The following is a 23,050-nucleotide window of genomic DNA, read 5'->3' on the forward strand; positions in this document are numbered from 1 at the left end:
CATGGGAAGGATGCTGTAAGTAACAAGCATCTTTCCTCTCGATGTCTTGAGCAATGTCCCCCTCAACTGATGCTTCTCCTGCGGATCGTTACGCAGCATTTCGCCACTCATCTTTCAAAAAATACTGGGGTGCGCGCTTTCTGAGCGCCTTCGCGGTGCAAATCGTCAGCGTTTCTGTCGGCTGGCAGATTTATGACCAGACCCGCGACGCCTTCAATCTAGGCATGGTCGGGCTGATGCAGTTTCTGCCTGCATTGCTGCTCGTTCTCGTGACCGGCGCTGCGGCTGACCGTTTCGGCAGGCGCTTGATCATGGGCCTGTCGCTGGTGCTGGAAGCGGTCGTCACAGGTCTGTTGCTTTCACTGACGCTTACGGGCCTGTTCGAGCCTGCGACGGTGTTTGCCTGTCTGCTGCTCTTCGGCATCGCACGCGCCTTCCTCGGACCGTCTTCGGCATCGCTGGTGGTGAACCTTGTTCCGACCGAAGATTTCGCCAATGCGGTGTCCTGGAATTCGTCAGCATGGCAGGTTGCAACCATCGTCGGCCCGGTCGCAGGCGGCTTGCTCTATGGCATCTCGCCGATTGCCGCTTATTGTGTTGCCACGATCTTCCTGATCGCCGCATCACTTCTGACCTTCTCTATCCCGAAACCGAAACAGCACACGCTGACGGAAGAGCGCTCCATGTCGAGCATGCTCGCCGGCTTCCGCTATATCTGGAAGGAAAAAATCGTTCTGGGCGCGATCTCGCTCGATCTTTTCGCAGTATTGCTCGGCGGCACAGTCGCGCTGTTGCCCATCTATGCGCGCGATATTCTCGATCTCGGTCCGTGGGGGCTTGGCCTGCTGCGTTCAGCTCCCGGCATCGGCGCTGTGCTCACCGCGATCTGGCTGGCCGGTCATCCGATCCGCGACCATGCGGGCCGCGTGATGTTCGTCTTTGTCGCATTTTTCGGCCTGTTCAACATCATTTTCGGCGTTTCAACGCTGACCTGGCTTTCGGTCGTCGCACTGGCGCTGGCCGGTGCTGCCGATATGATCAGCGTCTACATTCGTGAAACGCTGATGCAGCTCTGGACGCCGGATCATGTTCGCGGACGCGTCAATGCCGTGAATATGGTTTTCGTCGGCGCATCGAACGAGTTGGGCGAATTCCGCGCGGGCTTGATGGCTGCGGCGCTCGGCGCGGTTCCGGCTGTGGTGATCGGCGGCGTCGGCTCTATCGCGGTCGCGGTGATCTGGGCGACGATATTCCCACAATTGCGCAAGGCCCGTCACCTGCAAGGACGGACCTGATGATCAGAAAGGCGAGCTACGGCTCGCCTTTTCTATTTGTACGCGCGCCTGAAGTGCGTTGCGGTCATCCTCGCGGATGCCAATAAGCTCCGCGATACGCCAGGTGACGTCCGCTTCCACTTCGCTGACATCGCCATCGGCATAGACCATTTCCCACATCAGTCCCACGAAATCGAGCCGCGCATTATAGTCGAGCTGACGCTTGAGAACGGATGTGAAGCTTGAAAAATCGATGGCTTCGCTGTCGGCCACTTCGGCGGCCTTGATCAGCTTCTTCAGCGCATCGCCTTTGAGGTTATATTTCAGCGACAGCATCGCCGCGAGTTTCTTGCGTTCGCTCTCGCGCGTCTCGCCATCGACATCCATGATGTGGAACAGCAGCGCAGCAGCGGCAAGCTTGGGATCGTCGTTGGAAATATCTCCCTTGCGGTCACGAAAACCGTTGCCGGGCAGCTCTTTCAAAAATTCCAACAGACGATCGAACATTCACCCTCGCCAGACATATCAATGCAGACGCTCCCTCACGGGGAAACGCCACCCTTCATATCTGCGAACCTAACCGGGGAAACACGGCAGACAACGCGACAAACCGTCATGAAAGACGGTTCGCAGCAGATGACGTCGCCAGCGTTGTTTTTAAGCAACGCTTTGTTCAAGCGGAAGCGGCTTAGAAGAGCCGCAGCCCGCCCTGCGCCTTGCGTGGTGTACTGTTTTGATCCACACCCGGATCATCGACCACAAAATGACCGCGCTTGTCCTCGTTGCCGGCATCATCGAGGGGCGATGCATCAAGAGGCGGTTGCGGAATTTCATCGCGTTTCTGAGCGGGCGTGGGAGGGGAAGCTTTGACCGGTTCCGCATCGGGCACGACCACTTCGGCCTCCACCACGTCGATCTGCGGAGCGGCTTTTGCCGACGCTTCGCGAACAGGTGGCGTCACGACAACCGGCACGACCGCTTTATCATCCGGGACAGGCCCCTTTATCTCCGGCTCTTCCGCCTCAACAATCGGGGCAAGTTCAACAACAGGAACTTTCCACTCAAAGCTGTTCAGACGACCGGTCACCGGCGAAACCGGCGACCAGCGTTCCGAGACATAGCCGTCGGCAGTCCATGCCGGATCACGCGGCGCCTTGACCGCACGGGCAAGCCACTGACGAACCTTGCCCTGATCTCCGGTCTCGGCTTCCTCGATATCCGCCAACAGCAGATAGACGCTTTCCGTCGGACGTGCTCTCAGCACCTGATCGGCACTGTCGCGTGCTGCCTTGAAATCTCCGGCTTCATAAGCCGCACGCGCCAGCACAAGGCTGCCTTCTGCCGTGTTGGAACGCAGCGACACCAGATGCCGCGCGCGTTTCAAACGATCCTGCGCCGTGTCGCCAGCGCGGGCATAGACATAAGCGGAAGCAATATCCGGATGCGGGAAACGCTTCCATGCCGCTTCCAGAATCTTGGAACCCTTGCGCACTTCGCCATCGCTAAACAGCGCCTGTGCGGCCACCACGGCGGCAGGCACCAGATCCGGCGCGAGCTTGTTTGCCTCCAGCGCCATGGTGCGTGCATGAGCGTGATCCACATTCAGCGTGGCCATGGCCTTGGCCGTCAGCAGCGCCGCGCGTTCCCTCTTTACGGTGTCCTTGCTGTGCGCCAGCGCCTGCTTGCGCGCCTCGACCAGCCTCAGCGCCCCGTCCCAATCGCCATCAGCGCAGAACTGGCCCATAACTGCAGATGACGCCCATTCCAGTTGCGGGGCCTGTTTGGCAGCTTCCGAAGCATAATGGCGTGCCGCCTCAATCGCGCCGACGCGCTGCGCCTCGATGTAAAGCCCACGCAGGCCCAAAAGCTTGGTTTCCGGGTCTTCCAGCATGGCTTCGAACCCCTTGCGGGCATCGTCCGTGCGGCCTTCGAGCATCGCTGTCTGCGCTTCCAGAAGCTTGATGAGCGGCTCCTGATCCGAATTCAGCAACTTGCCAGCCTGCTTGGTCATGCGGCGCGCAGCCTCGGCATCGCCCGCACCAGCAGCAATCAGGCCGGTTGAAAGCGACTGATATCCACGGTCGCGCTTGCGTGCACGAAAATGGCGGCGCAGCGTGTAGGGCGACTGGATGATGCTCTTCACCAGCCACCACAGAAGCAGGATCGCCGCCACGATGGCCACGATACCGGCAACCGCCGTAATCAACGGCACATTATAGTGGTTGCCCGCGAAAACGACATCCAGCTCGCCGGGTCGGTCGGCCAGCCATGCAAAGCCGAAACCAAGGGCCACAACGATCAGCAGATAGAATAATACACGCAGCATCGGCCAGCCCCCTTAATTACCCGCTGGTGCCGCAGCACCCGCGTCAGTCGGCGCCTTTGGCTTGAGGCTGTCCGCAACCAGACGCTGGATCAGCGCATCGGCATCGCGGCGCACTTTCATCTGGTTCGCAAATTCTCCCGAAACGGCTTTCGCATCGGCAGGGAGTTTCTCCCATTCGCCGATGGCGCGTTCCAGATCGCCTGCATGAAGTGCGGCTTCCATGCGGGCAGTCGTCGGACCCACGCCCTCGCCTTCCACATTGCCCGCGACAGGGCGAACACTCACCAGCCCCTTGGCGCTGGCAACCAGCTGATCCCAAACACCCGCATCGGCAGGCAACTTGTTTTCGGTCGCGACAATGCGATTGGCAACCGGGCCGAACCATGCATTGAGGTCAGCCACCGTTGGCACGCCCGTATCGGCAAAGGCCTTGAGGCCCTCGACCGAACTATCCTGTGGTGCCAGCGACGCATAAGTTTCAAGCTCGGATTTGAACGAGCCACCGCGATCAATGGCTGTTTTCAGCGCATTGGCAGCGATCAGCGCTGTCGCATCCGGCTGACGGGCGGCTTCGCCGACCTTTGCCTGCAAGGAGGTCAGTTTCGATTCGAGCGAGGAAATAGTGCCGCTATTGCCCGAAACACCGGCAGCGGCCTGATCGGCCTGATTTTGGGCTGCCGACAATTTCGATTCCAGTGCGTCGAGACGCCCGGTCAGCGCTTCGATATCACCTGCTGCGGCACCTCCGGTCGCCTGCGGCAATGTCTCAACCTGCTGCTGCAACTGCGTGAGGGTGCCCGCAACGGCTTCCGCCTTGATCTCTGCGGCCTGAACATTCTTCTGCAAATCGGCAAATTGCGTGCGGCTTGCGGCATCGAGCGGCGCAGGCGTTGGATTGGTGCGCAAATCGGCGATCTGCTGCTCCATCTGCGCCAGTTGCTCGGCAGTCACGCGCGCGCCGGGCGACGGAATGACATTACCCCATTGCAGTGCAAACATGCCGCCAAGCGCGATGACGCCACCGGCAATACCCGCCAGAAGATGCGACCCACCGGAACTGGATTTCGAGCTGGAGCCCTGATTGGCATTGCTGATGGGCGGCACAGTGTACGATGCGCTGGAGGTTGTGCGCAGCTTTTCCGCTTCCGGCTTGACACCTGCGGTAAAGGGCGGACTGGCGGGATTTGAGGTGCTTGCAGCCGGTTTCGGCTCTGGCTTTGGCCCAGATTTCGTTTCAGCGGCTTTCGCTTCAGCGGGCTTGGCGGTTGCTGTTGCTTGAGCAAAGTTGCCGACCGGTTCGGCCGGCGGTGTCGCCCTGGCTCCCGTTTGTTCATCGACACGCTTTACATCAGACGGATCGAGATTGATCGTCACGGGATTGCGGGCCGGTTTGGAATGTCGCGGGGTGCCGGATTTCGCCATGGGTCCTCTCGTAATCGTCGATTGCCTGCCGGTGACTCTGTATGACTCTAACAGATAAAATCTTCTGTCGCAGGAAGGTTGCGTCTAAAAGAGTCAAAGTTTGGAAAACAGACGGAAAAGTCCTTTCTCATCCGGCTGTTCTGCGACCAGCGCATTGGCCTGCCATGCGGCGGGCAGTTTTGCAGCCACACGCGCAGATATACACAAAAAGCGGGTCTTTTCGTTAAAAGGCGGGGCGATCCTGCCCATCGCCTCGACAAACTTTTCCGCCGCCACGCCGGAATAGAGCATCACAGCAGCAAGCGGTTGCGTGCCCAATATGCGCTGAAGTTCATCACGCGGATAGTCGATGGTTTCGATATCATAGACATCGCAGACCGTCATATCGAGACCGGCGGCAGATACGCGCTCTTCGAAAATCGGCTGGCGCACACGCCCGGCCAGATAAAGAACGCGCGCCCTTTGCGGCAAGGTCCGGCGCATGGTCTCAGCAAGACGCACCGCATCGCCGCCGCCGTCCACCACCTCGGTGAAGCCCGCCTCGCACGCGGCGCGTGCCGTCCCCTCACCGACAGCGAAAAGGGGCATATCGCGGTTTGGCAAAGCATGGCCCGCATGGCGAAAAGCATTGGCGCTTGTCACCGTCAATGCGTCGAAACGGGTATCGGGTAGAGTAAAAGCCATTGAGACCGTGCGGCTGAGCGGCAGAAGCACTGGCTCGAAACCCGCATCAGTGAGTTTCGCGGCGGTGAGTGATGCTGCCGGTTCCGGCCTCGTCACCAGAACCCGCTTGATCGCGGTCGCTGCGCCCGGCCCGGTCAAGGTCAATCCCAGTCGGTGAAGAAATGCGGACCGGCTGCCGCACGAACCTGGCTTGCAGCCTCGGTTCCAAGCGCCACCGCTTCCGACGCGGTGCCGTCGAGCGTCACTTCATGCGCCTTTGTGCCATCAGGCGTCAGGATCATACCGTGGAAATGCACCTTATCGCCGTCCACAGTGGCAAGACCGGCAATCGGCGTGCGGCAGGAGCCGTCAAGCGCGCCCAAAAACGCGCGTTCGCAGGCAAGGGCTACCTGCGTATCGCGATGTGCCAGCGGCGCGAGCAGTGCATCGATGCGTGCATCGCCAATACGGCTTTCAATGCCGATGGCACCCTGTCCCGGCGCGGGAGGAAAGGTCAGCGGATCCACTAGTTCGGTAATCGCCGCGTCAAGGCCCAGCCGCTTCAGACCTGCACAGGCCAGAAAGGTTCCATCGACCTCGCCTGCTTCAAGTTTTCGCAAACGGGTATCGACATTGCCGCGATACATCACCACCTGAATGTCCGGGCGCAAACGCCGGATCAGCGCCTGACGGCGCAGTGACGACGAACCGACGACAGCGCCCTGCGGCAAATCCATGAACCGCTTGGCCGTGCGACCAATGAAAGCATCGCGCGGGTCTTCGCGTTCGAGAAAGACGGAAAGATGCAGACCTTCAGGCAGAACAGTCGGCATATCCTTGGTCGAATGAACGGCGAGATCGATGCGTCCGTCCTTCAGCGCTTGCTCGATTTCCTCGGTGAAAAGCCCCTTGCCGCCGACTTCCGACAGCGGACGGTCCTGAATGCGGTCGCCAGCGGTGGACATGGGCAAAATCTCGATAGCCTCTTCCGGCAAGCCATGCGCCTCCATCAGGCGGCGACGCGTCTCGTGAGCTTGAGCCAGAGCCAGCTTGCTACCGCGTGTGCCAATCTTCAAGGATGGTGTTTGCATATTGCGTCGTCCATGGTACCGGGTTGCTTGAAGTATCAGAAATATGAGACTGGCAGGGTCTAACCGCAAATGCGCATTCTTGGAATAGAAACCAGTTGCGACGAAACAGCCGCCGCTATCGTTGAACGCAACGATAAGGGTGAAGGCCGTATTCTGTCCAATGTGGTTCTGAGCCAGATCGCCGAACATGAGCCTTATGGCGGCGTTGTGCCGGAAATTGCGGCACGCGCACATGTCGAGGCGCTGGACCGGCTGGTCGCGCGCGCCCTGCAGGATGCCGATATGCAACTCGATGAGGTGGATGCCGTGGCAGCCACCGCTGGTCCCGGCCTCATCGGCGGGCTGATCGTCGGCCTGATGACGGCAAAGGCGCTCGCCATGGCTGCGCAAAAGCCGTTTTATGCGGTGAACCATCTGGAAGGCCATGCACTGACAGCGCGGCTGACCGACAAGCTCGAATTTCCCTATCTGTTGCTGCTGGTTTCCGGCGGCCATACGCAAATGGTGCTGGTGCGCGGGCTCAACGATTATGAGCGCCTCGGCACCACGATCGATGATGCGCTCGGCGAAGCCTTCGACAAGACGGCAAAGCTTCTCGGCCTGCCTTATCCCGGCGGACCAGCGGTTGAGCGCATGGCGCTTCAGGGCGATCCAAAACGCTTTACCCTGCCCCGACCGCTGAAAGGCGAAGCGCGGCTCGATTTTTCATTTTCCGGTCTCAAGACCGCTGTGCGCCAGACCGCAAGCGAACTGGTCCCGCTCAGCGATCAGGATGTTGCGGATATTTGCGCCTCGTTTCAGGCCGCCGTGGCGGATACGCTTGCCGACCGGGTCGGGCGCTCGCTCGAACGTTTCAAGGCGGAGTTTCCAGATTGCGCGACACCGTCGCTGGTGGTGGCAGGCGGTGTGGCCGCCAACAAAACCTTGCGGGCATCGCTGGAGCAGCTCTGCGCCAGACACGGCTTCAGCTTTATCGCGCCGCCGCTCAATCTTTGCACCGACAATGCTGCGATGATCGCCTGGGCAGGTGCGGAACATGCCGCGACAAAAACGCCGGATTCGCTTGCCATTGCGCCGCGCTCGCGCTGGCCGCTCGATGAAAAATCCGCGCCACTGATCGGCACGGGACGGCGCGGAGCCAAGGCATGAGCGGTCGCACGAAGATCGCCGTTCTCGGTGGCGGCGCATGGGGCACGGCGCTTGCCACCATGGCAGCAACGAGCGGCCACGAAGCCTGGCTTTACGCCCGCGATACCGACACGGTCGCCGCGATCAACAACGACCGGCGCAACCCGCGCTATCTGGGTGATATCGAGCTTCCTTCCGGCATTCGCGCCAGCACCAAGGCTTCCGATGTTGTGACCGATGCTGACGCAGTTCTGGCCGTAGTCCCCGCGCAGGCTATGCGCACGGGCCTCTCCGAGCTAAGCAGCCTCATTCCACAGTCCGCTCCCGTCGTTCTTTGCGCCAAGGGTATTGAGCGCGGCACCGGACGCCTGATGTCGGAAGCGGTGGCTGAAGTTTTGCCGAACCACCGCATTGCAGCCCTTTCCGGCCCAAGTTTTGCCACCGATGTCGCACGCGGCCTGCCAACGGCGGTGACGGTTGCCTGCGAGGATGCCGACACAGCCGACAGGCTGGCAGCGCTTCTATCGGGACCGGCTTTCCGCTGCTATTCAACCACCGATCTCAAAGGCGTCGAGATTGGCGGCGCTTTGAAAAACGTTCTGGCGATTGCCGCTGGCGCCGCTGTCGGACGCGGCTATGGTGCGAGCGCACAGGCAGCGCTCGTCACACGCGGCTTCGCGGAACTGCGCCGCATCGGGCAGGCCATGGGCGCAAAGCCGGAAACCATTATGGGGCTTTCCGGCCTCGGCGATCTGATGCTGACATGCTCATCGTCGCAATCGCGCAACTATTCCTATGGCCTCGCGCTTGGTCGTGGCGAAGACCTGACCAACCGGCCTCTGGCCGAAGGTGTCGCAACCGCGCCTATTGCCGCGGAACTGTGCGACAAGCACGGCATTTCCGCGCCCATCATCGATGCAGTCGGCGCTTTGCTTAGCGGCAAGATCACCATCGACGAGGCTGTAACCAACCTCATCAACCGACCACTCAAGACCGAAGACTAGAGGACCAGACGATGCTTTTTGCACTTCTCTGCAACGACAAGCCCGACCATCTGCAGGTGCGCCTCGATACGCGCCCGACGCATCTCGAATATCTTACGAGCCTTGGCGATGTGCTGAAGTTTGCCGGTCCCTTCCTCGGCGAAGACGGCAAGCCAAATGGCAGCCTTCTCGTTGTCGAAGCTGAAGACAAGGCCGCAGCGGCCGCTATCGGTGCCAATGATCCCTATGCGAAGGCTGGTCTGTTTCAGGACGTCACCGTACGCCCATGGAACTGGACCTTCAAAAATCCAGCCAACGCCTAAGGCTTTAGCACCGGGGAACACGCAATGGCATACTGGCTGTTCAAGTCCGAACCGTTCAAATGGTCATGGGAAATGCAAAAGGCCCGTGGCGAAAAGGGCGAGCAATGGGATGGTGTGCGCAATTATCTGGCGCGCAACAACATGCGCGCCATGAAAATCGGCGACAAAGGCTTCTTCTACCATTCCAATGAAGGGCTGGAAGTGGTCGGCATTGTCGAGGTTTGCGCTTTGTCGCACCCCGACAGCACCACCGATGATCCGCGCTGGGACTGTGTAGACATCAAGGCCGTCCGCGATGTGCCGAAGCCTGTTACGCTGAAGGACGTCAAGGCGAACCCCAAGCTTGAGAACATGGCGCTTGTCACTTCCATGCGCTTGTCCGTGCAGCCGGTGACGGAAGACGAATGGATCGAAGTCTGCCGCATGGGCGGCCTCGACGCCAAAGACATCTGAGACCAGCAACCGATGCTCGATCCGGCGGAAACCAGCACGCGCAGCTTCATTCTGGCCAATACTGGCCTGCAAGCACCGCCGCATGTGCCGGAAATCCGTCTGCATCTGGCTGACGAAGCGCACGACCTCTGGCACAAGACAGAGGAAGAACTGGCCACAATCGGCCTGCCGCCGCCCTTCTGGGCCTTTGCCTGGGCGGGCGGCCAGGGCGTGGCGCGTTATATTCTCGACCATCCGGAAGCCGTGAGCGGCAAGATTGTGCTGGATTTTGCATCCGGCTCGGGTCTTGTCGCTATCGCGGCCATGAAGGCGGGTGCGAAAAGCGTCCTCGCTTCGGATATCGATCCCTTCGCGCTTCCGGCAATCGATATCAACGCTACCGCCAATGGCGTGGCGGTGACAGCGAGCCTCGAGGATCTGATCGGCACCGATCACGGCTGGGACGTGGTTCTGGCAGGCGACGTCTTCTACGAGAAGCCTCTGGCCGACCGGCTTATTCCATGGTTTGCAAAACTGGCGGAACGCGGCGCTGAGATCATTGTCGGCGATCCGGGTCGCTCCTATCGGCCGAAAGATCGCTTGCGGCAGCTTGCAGTCTACACAGTGCCCGTGACGCGTGCGCTGGAGGATTCCGAGGTCAAGCGCACGACCGTCTGGGCATTCAGTTAGACCCGCTTAAGCGAAGCGTTTCGCTCCCGCGACGCAGAGTACGACGATCCCCGCTGTAGCGACCATGCCCATGCTGACGGGCTCGCCCGCAATGCCCGCCGCCAGCATCAAGCCGAAAAACGGCTGTAGAAGCTGAAGCTGGCCGACCGTCGCAGCGCCACCTTGCGCCAGCCCGCGATACCAGAAGAAAAAGCCGATCAGCATCGAAAACAGCGAAACATAGACCAGTCCGCCCCAGGCCATGGCCCCAATCCCCGCCCATGTTTCAGGACGCATGAGAATGGTCAGCGGCAGCATGATCGGCAGCGAGAAGACCAGCGCCCAGCAAATGACCTGCCAGCCGCCAAGCCTGCGCGACAGGCTGGCACCTTCCGCATAACCAAGCCCGCAGACAATAATCGCCCCCAGCATCAGCACATCGCCTAGGAAAGTCGACTGACTGCCCTGCCCGTAAGCGTAGGATGCGACGATAGCGCCGCCCACGATCGAAAACAGCCAGAACAGCGGACGCGGACGCTCGCCGCCGCGCAGCACCGCAAATACCGCCGTCGAAAGCGGCAGAAGGCCGATGAAGACAATGGCGTGCGCCGAGGTCATATGTTGCAGGGCAATGCCCGTCAGGAGCGGAAAGCCAACCACCACGCCCAGCGCCACAACGATAAGCGAAATGACATCGCTTTTGCGCGGAAACGGTTCACGGAATGCCAGCAGCAGCGCCATGCCCAGCAGACCGGCAATCGACGCGCGGGCCAATGTCAGAAAAGTCGGGTCGATATCGATGACGGCAAGGCGCGTCGCAGGCAGCGAGCCTGAGAAAATCAGCACGCCCAGAAAACCATTCATCCAACCAGCGGTCTTGTTACCCACGGTCTGGCTAACAACCACCTTGTTCCCAACATTCTCACGCATGTGTCTTTTCAGCTTTCAACAAAATCGTCTATGAATTTTGCGGACAATGCCGCGAACTTGCCGAAATAATCAGAGACAGTTACCAGACAATTCTGGCAAACTGTACTGGTACGAAAGAGAGTACAGATGATATCGACGGGCCTTTTGCGCAGCCTGGAAGCCGTAGAAGCCGCTTATGCGGGCGTCGATAGCGCGCGCGGCGATGAAAACGCTGCCACGGAAAAGACCTCGCTTGTCGAAAAAGTCATGGCTATTATCCGTGGACGCATTGCGGCCATGAGCCTCGCGCCCGGCGCCCGTCTGCCGTCGATCAGACGCCTTGCCGAGACGATGGACGTTTCCAAATCCACCGTCGTTGAAGCCTACGACCGGCTGGTGGCCGAAGGCATCATCCAGTCGCGACGCGGCGCTGGCTTTTATGTATCGGAGCGCGCGCGCCAGCCCTTTTCGCTGGCCACGACCACACCGCATAAGGACCGGCAGATCGATCCGTTCTGGGTCATGCGCCAATCGCTGGAAACCGAAGGCAAGACGCTGAAGCCCGGTTGTGGCTGGCTGCCGGATGAATGGCTACCGCTAGAAGGTATTCGCCGCGCGCTCCGCGCCATTGCCCGCGACGAACGCAGCGATCTCGCCACCTATGGCGAACCGCTCGGCTTTCGCCCGTTGCGCAGTCACCTCGCACACCGACTGGCGGAACAGGGCATGGATATTTCCGGCGGAGAGATATTGCTGACCGATTCCGGCACACATGCCATCGATCTCATCTGCCGCTTTCTGCTTCAGCCGGGCGACACCGTACTGGTGGACGATCCCTGCTATTTCAATTTTCAGGCCGTGCTGCTGACCCATCGCGTCAAGCTGATCGGCATTCCCTATACCCATAGCGGCCCCGACCTCGAAGCCTTCGCCAAGGCAGCCGCCGAACATGCGCCGAAACTCTACATTTCCAATGCGGGACTGCAAAACCCGACCGGCGGTGTCATGTCGCCCGCAACCGCCCATCGCCTTCTGAAGCTCGCGGAAGCCCATGGCATCATTCTCGTAGAGGATAATATTTTCGGCGATTTTCATCCCTCACCAGCGCCACTGCTGGCGGAACTCGACGGGTTCGAGCGTGTGCTGCACATCGGCAGCTTCTCCAAGACTCTCTCGGCTGCGGCGCGTGTCGGCTATATTGCCGGGCGCAACGACTGGATCGACGGCCTCACCGATTTGAAGCTGGCCACCACCTTCGGCGGCAATTCGATTTCTGCGCAGCTTGTCCACGCGCTTTTGACCGACGGCACTTATCGCCGTCATATCGAAAGCATGCGCGCCAAGCTGGCCGATGCGATGACGCTGACTGCCAAGCGTCTGAAAGCCGCAGGACTTGAACTCTGGAACGAACCGCAAGGCGGCATGTTTCTCTGGGCCCGCCTGCCGGATGGAATGGATTCCGGCATCATTGCCAGGCACGCTCTCGACAAGGGTGTCGTTCTGGCTCCGGGCGATGTATTCAGCCCGTCACGGACCGCAAGCGCCTATCTGCGCTTCAACGTGGCGCAGTCGACTGACCCCGCTGTTTTCACGGTTCTGCAAGAAGCAATGAAAATAACCGGGCGCTAAATCCACCCACAACATTAGCCTTCCCGCGTCGAAAACAATTTCAAGCAAAACACGCACAGTCATGCGGACGGCTGTCGTTATACTCTTGCGACTGTCTTGGAGGAGACATTGCGTATTTTTGTGTGTGGCATAACTCGGACAGCCACAACACGATTGCGCAGGGAGAACGGAGAGGGCAGACTGGTCTAAACCCGTCTGCCGGGAGGGAGTAGCATTGAATACGCACCTGTCCGGGGCGGATGCAGTTTCGCGCCCCGAAGATGAAAAACTGTCGGTTGCTGCCAACATTGCCTATGGCTTTCAGCATGTGCTGACCATGTATGGCGGCATTGTCGCGGTTCCCCTGATTATCGGTCAGGCCGCAGGATTGAGCCCCAGCGAAGTTGGGCTTCTCATTACTGCTTCGCTATTTGCGGGCGGTGTCGCCACCGTGCTGCAAACCATCGGCATTCCCTTTTTCGGATGCCAGCTGCCGCTCGTACAGGGCGTATCCTTTGCCGGTGTCGCCACGATGGTGGCCATTGTCACGTCCAGTGGCAGCGGTGAAGCTGGCCTGCAAGTCGTCCTTGGCTCTGTCATGGCGGCGGCTTTTATCGGCTTTCTGATAACGCCGATTTTCTCACGCATCACGCGCTTCTTTCCACCGCTCGTGACCGGTATCGTCATCACAACCATCGGCCTGACGCTGATGCCTGTTGCCGCTCGCTGGGCGATGGGCGGCAACAGCAATGCGCCTGATTTCGGCAGCATGTCCAATATCGGCCTCGCTGGATTAACGCTGGCGCTTGTGCTTGTCTTGAGCAAAATCGGAAGCGCCACCATTTCCCGCCTGTCCATCCTGCTTGCCATGGTGTGCGGCACGCTGATCGCCTGGGCGCTCGGCATGACGGATTTTTCGAGAGTCAGCGAAGGCCCGATCATGGCTTTCCCGGAAATCTTCCATTTCGGCTTGCCAGTGTTCAGCATCGCCGCGACAATTTCCATGTTCATCGTCATTCTGGTGACTTTGGTTGAAACCTCGGCGGATATTCTGGCCGTTGGCGATATCATCGGCACCAAAGTTGATTCCCGCAGGCTCGGCAACGGACTGCGTGCCGACATGGCATCGAGCATTCTTGCCCCGGTCTTTGGCTCGTTCACACAGAGCGCTTTTGCGCAGAATGTCGGCCTTGTGGCGGTAACAGGTGTTAAAAGCCGCTTTGTCGTGGCGACCGGCGGTATCATTCTCGCGGCGCTTGGCCTGCTGCCGGTGATGGGGCGCGTGATTGCCTGCGTTCCGCCAGCGGTTCTGGGCGGCGCGGGCATCGTGCTTTTCGGCACAGTTGCAGCCAGCGGTATCCGCACCCTGTCGAAGGTCGATTATCAGAACAACGTCAATCTGATCATCGTGGCGACCTCCATCGGCTTCGGGATGATCCCGATTGCCGCGCCGCAGTTCTATCATCAGTTTCCGGACTGGTTTGAAACCATCTTCCATTCCGGCATCAGCTCAGCTGCGCTGATGGCCATTCTGCTCAACCTGATGTTCAATGAATTCAAGACCGGCAATTCCGATCAAATGTCGGTGTTTTCGGAAGGAACCGAGCGCATCATCCGCCATCACCATATCGCCGAACTGCACGATGGCGACTATGTCCTCGGCGGAAAGCTCTACGACGTGCAGGGCAATGAGGTGAAAGTCGTTCCGGCTCCTGCACCGGCACACTGACAGATCGAAACTATCGCAGGACGCGAACAACCGTCCGGTCCGATAGATGCGGCAAGAGGCGCGCCATGTCGGCGCGCTTCAATGCGATACAGCCTTCGGTCGGCGCATAACCTGGCCTTGCAAGATGGAAGAAAATGGCGCTGCCACAGCCACGGCGGCGCGGAACGATATTCCAGTCCATGACGATGCAGACATCGTAAAGCTCGTCCTTGCGCCACATATCCTCGTGACTGGCCTTGTAAGGCAGCGGCACCGGCCGGTTATAATTGCGGTCGCCCGGCGCGTCGCACCAGCCGTCCAGACGGCGGATCCTGCGCAACGGCAGCTGCGTTGTCGGCAGAGTTCCCTTATCACCGCGATGATATCCATAAAGCAGACGCATGGCGGCCAAAGGCGTTGCGCCGTCGCCCTCGCGCTTGAAAGCGCTGATGCCCCCCTTGCCAAGCGCGCATTCCAGCACCAGATTGCCAGCAGTAAGCAGCCCGCGAGTCTTGTGGCCCGGCTTGGCCCGCACATTGATGATGCCGACCCCACGGCTTCCTTGGTATCTGGTCACGCCCCCGTCTCCATTTTTAGTTTTCGGGCAAAACATGTTTACAATTCGCCCCCGAAGCTGGCGAAAACATGATTCGCGTTTCGCCGCTTCAACTTCTGGCCATTAAGTGTCATAAAACACGAAGAGCCATATTTAAATCAAAGAGTAACGAGGACAGGCATGACAGGCCGTACAATTCTGATTGTGGATGACGACGAAGATCTCCGCTCCATCCTCGTCGAGCAGCTTGAGCTGTGTGAAGAATTCCAGATCCTGCAGGAAGACAATGCCACCAAGGGCATTCAGACTGCGCGCAACGGCATCGTCGATCTTCTGATCATGGATGTGGGTCTGCCGGACATGGATGGCCGTGAGGCTGTCAAGCTTCTGCGCAAAGGCGGCTTCAAGTCCCCGATCATCATGCTGACCGGACATGACACCGAATCGGACACGATTCTCGGTCTCGAATCCGGCGCGAACGACTATGTCACCAAGCCGTTCAAATTTGCCGTTCTGCTTGCCCGCATCCGCGCGCAGCTGCGCCAGCATGAACAAAGCGAAGACGCGACCTTCACGGTCGGTGCCTATACGTTCAAGCCGGGTCAGAAGCTGCTGATCGACGAAAAGGGCGCGAAGATTCGCCTGACCGAAAAGGAAGCGGCGATCATCAAGTATCTCTATCGCGCTGGCGACAAGGTCATCGGTCGCGATGTGCTGCTGGAGGAAGTCTGGGGCTATAATTCGGGCGTGACCACTCATACGCTCGAAACCCACGTCTATCGCCTGCGCCAGAAAATCGAGAAAGACCCGTCCAATGCGACGCTTCTCGTCACAGAAAGCGGGGGATACAAGCTTGTCCCGTGATGGACAGCGCCCGATGCAGGTGTATTGACACTCTATGGCGCTAGACGACGATATTCGCATTCTGGGCACGGTGGGCCTGTTCGAGTCATTCACTCCTGAACAGTTGCGCCTCCTTGCCTTCGGCACCGAGCGGCTTGTGTTACGCGCAGGCCGCGAGCTTTTCCGTGAAGGCCAGAGCGCCGACTGCGCCTATATCGTCGTTTCCGGCAACATTACCCTGTTTCACGATGCTGACGAGGGGCGGATATCGATCCGCCCTGTCGGCCCCGGTGCGATGCTTGGTGAGATGGCTCTGATCGCCCAGACATCGCGTCTTACCGGCGCAGTCGCTGAAGCGGAAACCGAAGTGATCCGCATCAGCCGCTCCATCTTCCGGCGTATTCTGGAAGAATATCCCGAGGTCGCCGCCTCCCTGCATGGTCATATCAGCCGCAACCTGCTGGAACTGATCAGCGAGATTGAAAAAGTCGCGCCCCGGCTGACGAATGGCGACTGATTTCCAAAGCGCATTTCGAACGGTCCGAAGCTGTTTCGGATAAGATGTGCGTGAGATGATGCATTTTAGACCGCTACAACGAGCCAACCTCCACTGAGGCCGCTTTAACTGCGAGCTCCCAAGAGTTGTCCATCCCGAGCAAACTAAAACGCCTATCAGTCACCTCAGTCCAAACCGCGACAACCTACTGTGGCTTCGAAGTGAGCGGAGTTCTTGCTCTGAAAACGAAAGCGCCGATTTGAAACAATCAAACCGGCGCTTCTTATTTGCTTTTGTGTCTGGCATGCTCACAGAGCAATAATAGCCTCATCGACAGATACCCTGGGCGCACATCTTTCGATGTTTGCCAGAAATGCTCCCGACAGCCTTTGCTTCAAGCCCTATGGACAAGCCAACACCTGAGAGCGTCGCCACACCCGTACAGCTTCGTGCTATCTGATCTTGCCCCCTCCCCTATGACAGGAACCCGAAATAACAATAGTCACATCATCGTCGGGGTGGAGCGGCAGGAAGAGCCTATGAGGCTCTTCCTGATATGCCTTACCAATTTACCTTGAAGCCCACGTTTCCTTTAACCGCATAGCTGTCCGCAAAGTGGCTAAGCGATGTGTTCACTGTACCCTCGCCATAGACGGAATATTTATTGTCCGCCCAGGCATAGGTACCGCCGAAACCAACGCCAGCCCATGTACGGTCCTGATCGGCTTTCATCCTGGTGCCGCCGTAGTTGATGCTCGTTCCGCCAAGAAACTCTTGATAGAGGTTGGCGATGCCATAGACATTGGCATTGACCATGCGACTATCCGCTCCCTGCCAGCTATTGGCGTAATTAGCGGCAAGCCCGAGACGACCATTGAGGCTGTTGCCATCACGGTTGCTGACAGTCGCGCCATAGTTATCCGAGAACGTATCGAAATCGACCGAAGAGAACATCAGCTGTGCCTGCGGCGTTAGCGACCAGTTTTTATCGATCGTGAAACGCTTTCCGGTTTCCACGCTGAAGGCATAACCGAAGCCATTATTGTCATTCGTTAGCCCGTTGTTGCCACCGCCAAAGCGTAGGTCGGTTTTGTACCAGGTGGCCTGCGCCTGTCCATCGACATAGAAACCGTCATTGCCATACCAGGTAACCGTTCCACCCAAGCCCCAGCCTTGGGTGTTCAGCTCGCCGCCGCCGTTGGCATCGTCGAATTCGCTGGAAGTTCTGGCGTGTCCATTGCCGTATTGACCGGTAATGCCTGCAATCAATCGACCGCTCTCATCCTCGTAGAACTGCCCATCGACACCGGCCTGCATGATGACAGTATTGATATCCTGTTGAACTGGTCCGGCAGTCGTATTGGGTTCCAGACGATTATGAGCACCTTCGATACGTGCCCAAATGGCCCGATCATCCGTCTCGCCAGCCTCCGAGGAGCCGCGAAGTGATCCTGACTTGTTGAGGTAACGATCCCCGCGGCGCTGCTGCAATGTCGGCAACTGGTTCAATGCCTGCATGCTGGCAGCATAAGACGTATATACGGGGGCGGCGGGACTAAACCGGGATGGTCCATCCGGATTATTAGAACAACCATTAGGATCATTACAATCCGGTGGGTTCGGGCCATCTGGATCGCTTATGGTGTACTGGCTGACAAGATACCAATCGTTGGTGTGTGTACCGCTCACATCGCCCTTCTGCAAGGTATAGGCATATGCCGAGGAGGTCAGAATTGCCTGCTGCCCATCCTTGGTCGTGTAATCACCTTGAAGATTGAATGTGCCGCCCGAGTTCCCAGCGATATCGATCAGTTCGATACCATTTACCGTCGCGGCACCGAGTCCACCCCGGTTCTTGACGACAACCGATGTGGTTCCAGATGTATTGCCACCGACCGTCATCAAATCCGTGGTGGAGTTATCCGCTCCCAGCACAGTGCTCATGACGAGCGTACCGCCACCAACATAATCACCAGCAACATTGAGCGTAGTGCCACCAGTACCGCCGAAATCGACCGTACCGCCGTTTTCCAGTGACTTCATGCCGGTCGCAAAGCCGCCCAGATCGAGCGTCGCGCCGTTGGCCACAGTATAGGCTGACGTACTACTGAAGGCATCTTTCGCGCCTTGCACCAGCGAGCCGCCATTGATAGCGGTAACTCCAGAATAGTCGTTTGTACCCGACAGCGTCAACGTGCCAGTCTCGTTTTTCACGAGACCACCTTTACCAGAAATTTTACCGGAAAAATTGGTGCTGAAGCCCTGATTGAGTGTCACGGTTCCACTACCGAGTTGAATCTCGCCGTCGCCCTTGTCGTCTTTGTTGCCGTCGAGACCACCGATAGTTTGGTTGAACCCATCGAGATCAAGCGTGGCACCTTTTTCCACGGCGACACGGCCAGAGCCGAACGCAGCTTCCACAATACCGGCTTTCACCGTTCCGCTCTCGACGGTCAGGCCACCGGAAAAGCTATTGCTCGCATTAAAAGTCGTGGTCCCGGTGCCGCGTTGGATAACTTCACCGTTGCCACTGATCGAATGCTGGAAATGAAACTCATCCGAACGCTTGAATACGAGTGCGGTGTCAGCAAGCTGACTGCCATTCAACTCGACATCCGTATTCACCGCGCCTTCGTGGCCGCCATTGCCCAATTGAAGAGTGCCAGCGGTTACCATTGTTGTACCACTATATGTCGCATCCTTGGTTAGAATCAGCGTACCAACGCCCGTTTTGGTCAAGCCTGAGCTTCCTTGCAAAACGGTGTCGATTGTGGCCGTAACGCTCGGATCGCTTCCCTCACCCACCTCTATAAACGGCGTTGTTCCACCAGTTCCTTGAACCATATTGAGCGGTCCACCGGCGATGTGATAGTCATCGGTATCAAACACCAAGCCGCCCGAGTTTACCCCATTCGCCTGATCATCAATAGTTACGGTCCCGGCGGTCGCCTTGAAGACCGCAACCGATCCGTCAGCCCATTTGTTATTTAAAGATTCGCTTTCAAGATCTTTCCAGTTCTTGTCAGCAGCGTTCCAGTGACCATCGCCGCCGTGAACCCCGACACCATCCGCTTGATTTTGGCCATCCCAAACAACAAACGTCATGCCCTTCATATTGACGAGATTAATCTGTCCAGCCGTCGTATCCTCGATCTTCCAGTCGTTCAGATTGGCGGTCACGCCATCTACAGTCGCCAGTTGGAAACCGCCGTAGCTGTTCGTTTGGCTTGGATCATAGTTAAAAATGCGATAGATTCCGGGGGACGCGTTCCCACCGTTAGTAACATCAAGTGTTCCGTCGAGTGTGAGGTCACCAGTGACGTTAAACATGGCCATCAGGTTGGGCGTCGCACCAATATCGACTTGAACTGAGCCGCCAGCATCGACGATCAGGCCACCGTTGATAGTCAGCGTTGTGCCAGCCATTCCTTCCAGCTTTCCGCCAGCCGCAACATTCGTGTCGCCGACCGTACCAGAGCCAGCCAGTGTTCCACCGCTCTTGACGTTGACGCTCCCGCCGAAGGCGCTGTTGACCAGCATTACGCCTTCGTTCACGTTGGCAGCACCCACAAAGCCCGATGCATCCGCGCTTTGATCGAGGATCAGGCGGCCAGCCCCTTCTTTCCAAAAAGCGGTAGTTGTCAGACCCGTCAGCCTCCCCGTGAGCGTTAAATTAGCTGATGTATTGAACGTGCTATTAGTGCCCAAGACCTGAACATCGCGGTTCAATATAACAGCTGAATCCGGCAACAACGTGCCGCCATTCATTGTCAGGGAACCTGAGCCGAGAACGTCATCAGCACTGATCTTTAAAGTACCGCGATCGAGTTCGGTGCCGCCCCCATAGGTATTACCGGGGTTAGAGAGATTAACCGTGCCGTCGCCGTCAATCACCACCTGGCCGTCGCCCGTAATCAAGTTGGCCAAATCAAGAGAGGTATCGTTGCGACTAATGACTAATTTTGCACTGTTGTCGATATTGACGAGGCTTTGAGGGGCCAGGCTACCGGTCGCTCCATTCTGGCCAATTTGAAGCGTCCCTGTCAGGATCTCAGTATTGCCCGTGTAGAGATTATCGCCGGTGAGAACTGTCTTTCCCACCCCCTGCTGCACAAGCTGGCCGTCACCGCTGATCGTTTGGCCTATGATGAGATCATCACCCGTTCTATCGAGGACCAACGATGCACCATTTGCAATGGTAACACTCGAGCCCGCGCCAAGGTCACCAGTGGCTCCCCCAGCACCGATCAGTAATCTTCCCTTGTTGATCACAACATCGCCGGTAAATGATGCATCGAGGCCAGTCAGAGCCAGCGTCCCGGCACCGTCTTTGGTCAGCGCTCCGCCACCCGTCCATTGTTGATCAAGGGTCAAGCGGTGCGAGAGATCAGCGACGTCGAAACCGCCGCCCTTGACACCCCAGGATATGTTTTTATCCGCCAGATCCGTCACTTGTGTGCCGGTCACCTGCAGTGTTCCGCCGTTGAAGTACAAATTCGTAACAACGTCTTCTGCACCGAGTTGATGAGTGTTGGAAACAGAAATCACTCCATCGTAGAACTCGGTTCCCCCCATATATTCGTTACGGTTGTTGGTCAAAACGAGCGTTCCTTTGCCCGCCTGACGCAGCCGCCCCCAACCGGTAATTTCGCCGCCGAAGACTGTCACAACACCTGTGGCCTGCTTATAGGCCAGGACGCCGGCTTCCGCATTGGTACCGGTATCAATGGTGCTTGCATCGTCCAGTACGCCGCGATCGCCAATCTGTAATGTACCACCGCGGATCTGCCAGTCCACGTTATAAGAGTTTCCAAGCGTCCAAGTGCTGCTACCGCTCTTTTGGAAAGTCTGAAAACCCTGATAGTCCGAATGGCTGTCTAATGTCTTGGAAAGTGACCCGTCGAAATCACTATCTTGACTACCACCAAGGATGAAGAAACTGTCATCACCCACATAGGGGCCATACGGGGAGTAGGCGTCGGCTAATACCTTTCCCCGAATGTCCGATCCCTTGTGGATTTCCAGAACGCTATTGCCAACCATGTATATCGCTCGGCCAGCCTGCCCAACCGATCCGCTCCCAGCCGCCCCGCCCTGTCCAGGCATAATTATGCCGGAGTTAACAATAGTCACGTTCGTACCATAGATACCATCACCGCCATCGCCGCCGCCGCCGTTGTTGGGCTGTGTCGAGGAAGCTATGCCGCCGGCGCCGCCAGCGCCACCAATGATCGTGCCGAGGTTTTCGATCGTAGCGTTGGTGGCGCTAATGCCCGCACCGCCGTGCCCCCCCATGCTCAAGTTCGTGGCTGTGAGCCCGAAGTGATGCGTATTACCACCGGCACCGCCCACACCGCCGCTAATCACATTGCTATTGCTGATGGACGACGTCGAGCCATCGGCTACCGGAAGCACAAATACCCCCACACCACCGGCACCGCCATCGGCATCGTTCGTCACGGGCACATCGTTAGGACCGGCCCATTGACTGCCCGTGCCGGCCCGTCCGCCAACCCCGCCCGTGATGGTACCCTTATTGTCCAGGCGCGAGATGCCGTAGATTCCGGCACCACCTGCGCCTCCATTGGCACCGTCATCGTCAAGTGCATATTTACCTGTGCTACCTGGACCAGTTGGCGTGTCACCACCAACCCCACCAGCGCCTCCACTGATGGTAGCACCCGCTTCATTCTCCACCGCGGAACCGGTTTGGGCATGATTGCCAGCAGTCAAACTGGAAACACCTGCACCGCCATCGCCACCACTGCCGCTACGGTATCCCATTCTCCATAGAGCAGGATCGTTCTGAGAAACCCCACCGCCGCCGCCAATTCCGCCAGCAAGCGTGCTCGAGTTGACGATTGTCAAAGCATCGTGGTTTATCCAAACCCCAACGCCGCCGCCACCGCCATTGCCTGCAGCCCCCGGGTCGCCATCGTTGCTGCCAGTGTTATTCAGCGAATGTCCGCCGTTGCCGCCATCACCGCCATTGCCGCCGGTAATTGCCCCTTTGGTATTGAGTGTACCTGCAGCATCAACGATCAATCCGTACCCGCCGGCACCACCGCCGCCGCCACTGCCTGCAGGTTTTGTCGGTGTATCCGCATCTGTTCCGTCTTGCCCACGAGAACCGGGATCCCCGGTGATTTGCTGGTTCGTTTCGGCTGAACCATTCGTCATCACAGAGAGATGCTGACAATTCGCGCCGCCATCTCCACCGTCCCCTCCTCGCATTCCTTGCGTTGAATCTCCTGCAACGCCCAGGCCGCCACGACCACCACAGGCGCCGCCGCCGCCACCTCCCATACCCATTGTTTGCTGGTTGACGGGCATCGTTGCATTCGTTCCGTCCTGCCCGAAATCGCCACCCTGGCCCGCATGATCATGGTCGTAGCTGTCGGGGCTCCCCCCTCTACCCCCTACTGTTTGCGCAAAAGCGGATGTCGCGGGAATTGCACAAAACGCACCGAACAGGAGGAACAGCGGAAGGCAAACTACTGAATATAAAGTAATATTAGTCGACTTTAAATTAATTTTTCTCAATAAAGGAACGACATGCGCACCGCTATTTATTGCCATAATGATAACCTATCTAAGATTTATATGATTAAATTGTTTT

Annotated in this window: 18 protein-coding genes; 10 read left to right on the plus strand and 8 right to left on the minus strand. The window is 58.2% G+C overall.

Translation table 11 applies throughout. The features are described 5' to 3' along the window. Positions 1–53 precede the first annotated feature (53 nt). Positions 54–1,295: an MFS transporter gene (locus FHW03_RS00330; protein ID WP_182518861.1), complete on the plus strand. Its 1,242-nt coding sequence runs from the start codon at positions 54–56 to the stop codon at positions 1,293–1,295. Positions 1,296–1,298: 3 nt separating this feature from the next. On the opposite strand, the gene FHW03_RS00335 is transcribed toward FHW03_RS00330, so the two are convergent. The 5 genes from FHW03_RS00335 to hemC form a co-directional block, all read right to left on the minus strand. Continuing rightward, positions 1,299–1,781, minus strand: coding sequence for a TerB family tellurite resistance protein (locus FHW03_RS00335; RefSeq protein WP_078337528.1), 483 nt, complete (start codon positions 1,779–1,781; stop codon positions 1,299–1,301). Between the two features lie 181 nt (positions 1,782–1,962). Then, positions 1,963–3,600: a heme biosynthesis protein HemY gene (locus FHW03_RS00340; RefSeq protein ID WP_182518862.1), complete on the minus strand. Its 1,638-nt coding sequence runs from the start codon at positions 3,598–3,600 to the stop codon at positions 1,963–1,965. A gap of 12 nt (positions 3,601–3,612) precedes the next feature. Beyond that, positions 3,613–5,022 (minus strand): mitofilin family membrane protein, encoded by a 1,410-nt coding sequence (locus FHW03_RS00345; RefSeq protein WP_182518863.1) that lies wholly within the window; start codon positions 5,020–5,022, stop codon positions 3,613–3,615. 93 nt (positions 5,023–5,115) lie between these two features. Beyond that, positions 5,116–5,817, minus strand: a complete 702-nt coding sequence (locus FHW03_RS00350; RefSeq protein WP_182519401.1) for a uroporphyrinogen-III synthase — start codon at positions 5,815–5,817, stop codon at positions 5,116–5,118. A gap of 29 nt (positions 5,818–5,846) precedes the next feature. Continuing rightward, positions 5,847–6,776, minus strand: coding sequence for a hydroxymethylbilane synthase (hemC, locus tag FHW03_RS00355; RefSeq protein WP_182518864.1), 930 nt, complete (start codon positions 6,774–6,776; stop codon positions 5,847–5,849). Positions 6,777–6,845: 69 nt separating this feature from the next. Between hemC and tsaD the strand changes: the two genes are divergently transcribed. The 5 genes from tsaD to FHW03_RS00380 are packed head-to-tail and all read left to right on the plus strand — an operon-like array spanning position 6,846 to position 10,332. After that, positions 6,846–7,925, plus strand: coding sequence for a tRNA (adenosine(37)-N6)-threonylcarbamoyltransferase complex transferase subunit TsaD (tsaD, locus tag FHW03_RS00360; RefSeq protein WP_182518865.1), 1,080 nt, complete (start codon positions 6,846–6,848; stop codon positions 7,923–7,925). Then, positions 7,922–8,908, plus strand: coding sequence for an NAD(P)H-dependent glycerol-3-phosphate dehydrogenase (locus tag FHW03_RS00365; protein WP_182518866.1), 987 nt, complete (start codon positions 7,922–7,924; stop codon positions 8,906–8,908). The genes tsaD and FHW03_RS00365 overlap by 4 nt, the downstream gene beginning before the upstream one ends. 11 nt (positions 8,909–8,919) lie before the next feature. Then, positions 8,920–9,210: a YciI-like protein gene (locus FHW03_RS00370; RefSeq protein ID WP_078337534.1), complete on the plus strand. Its 291-nt coding sequence runs from the start codon at positions 8,920–8,922 to the stop codon at positions 9,208–9,210. 24 nt (positions 9,211–9,234) lie between these two features. Continuing rightward, positions 9,235–9,663, plus strand: a complete 429-nt coding sequence (locus FHW03_RS00375) for an EVE domain-containing protein (protein WP_078337535.1) — start codon at positions 9,235–9,237, stop codon at positions 9,661–9,663. Positions 9,664–9,675: 12 nt separating this feature from the next. Next, positions 9,676–10,332, plus strand: coding sequence for a methyltransferase (locus FHW03_RS00380; RefSeq protein WP_182518867.1), 657 nt, complete (start codon positions 9,676–9,678; stop codon positions 10,330–10,332). A 6-nt stretch (positions 10,333–10,338) separates the two neighbouring features. Here the strand turns inward: FHW03_RS00380 and FHW03_RS00385 are convergent, their stop codons facing one another. Beyond that, positions 10,339–11,241, minus strand: a complete 903-nt coding sequence (locus FHW03_RS00385) for a DMT family transporter (protein WP_182518868.1) — start codon at positions 11,239–11,241, stop codon at positions 10,339–10,341. A gap of 126 nt (positions 11,242–11,367) precedes the next feature. On the opposite strand from FHW03_RS00385, the gene FHW03_RS00390 reads away from it, so the two are divergent. Beyond that, positions 11,368–12,849 (plus strand): PLP-dependent aminotransferase family protein, encoded by a 1,482-nt coding sequence (locus tag FHW03_RS00390; RefSeq protein WP_182518869.1) that lies wholly within the window; start codon positions 11,368–11,370, stop codon positions 12,847–12,849. Between the two features lie 214 nt (positions 12,850–13,063). Beyond that, positions 13,064–14,557 carry a nucleobase:cation symporter-2 family protein gene (locus FHW03_RS00395; RefSeq protein ID WP_182518870.1) on the plus strand — a complete coding sequence of 498 codons (1,494 nt, stop codon included), beginning with the start codon at positions 13,064–13,066 and terminating at the stop codon, positions 14,555–14,557. 10 nt (positions 14,558–14,567) lie between these two features. On the opposite strand, the gene FHW03_RS00400 is transcribed toward FHW03_RS00395, so the two are convergent. Next, the gene (locus tag FHW03_RS00400; protein WP_210277120.1) at positions 14,568–15,149 is read right to left on the minus strand and encodes a L,D-transpeptidase; all 582 of its coding nucleotides are present in this window, start codon (positions 15,147–15,149) and stop codon (positions 14,568–14,570) included. A gap of 123 nt (positions 15,150–15,272) precedes the next feature. Between FHW03_RS00400 and FHW03_RS00405 the strand changes: the two genes are divergently transcribed. Continuing rightward, the gene (locus tag FHW03_RS00405) at positions 15,273–15,956 is read left to right on the plus strand and encodes a response regulator transcription factor (RefSeq protein ID WP_078337540.1); all 684 of its coding nucleotides are present in this window, start codon (positions 15,273–15,275) and stop codon (positions 15,954–15,956) included. Positions 15,957–15,990: 34 nt separating this feature from the next. Beyond that, complete coding sequence (locus tag FHW03_RS00410; protein WP_182518872.1) at positions 15,991–16,452, plus strand: cyclic nucleotide-binding domain-containing protein; 462 nt, start codon at positions 15,991–15,993, stop codon at positions 16,450–16,452. 540 nt (positions 16,453–16,992) lie between these two features. Here the strand turns inward: FHW03_RS00410 and FHW03_RS00415 are convergent. After that, positions 16,993–23,010, minus strand: a complete 6,018-nt coding sequence (locus FHW03_RS00415; RefSeq protein WP_182518873.1) for an autotransporter outer membrane beta-barrel domain-containing protein — start codon at positions 23,008–23,010, stop codon at positions 16,993–16,995. Positions 23,011–23,050: the final 40 nt, after the last annotated feature.

This window comes from Ochrobactrum sp. RH2CCR150, from assembly GCA_014138095.1.
In the GTDB taxonomy this organism is placed as follows: domain Bacteria; phylum Pseudomonadota; class Alphaproteobacteria; order Rhizobiales; family Rhizobiaceae; genus Brucella; species Brucella gambitense.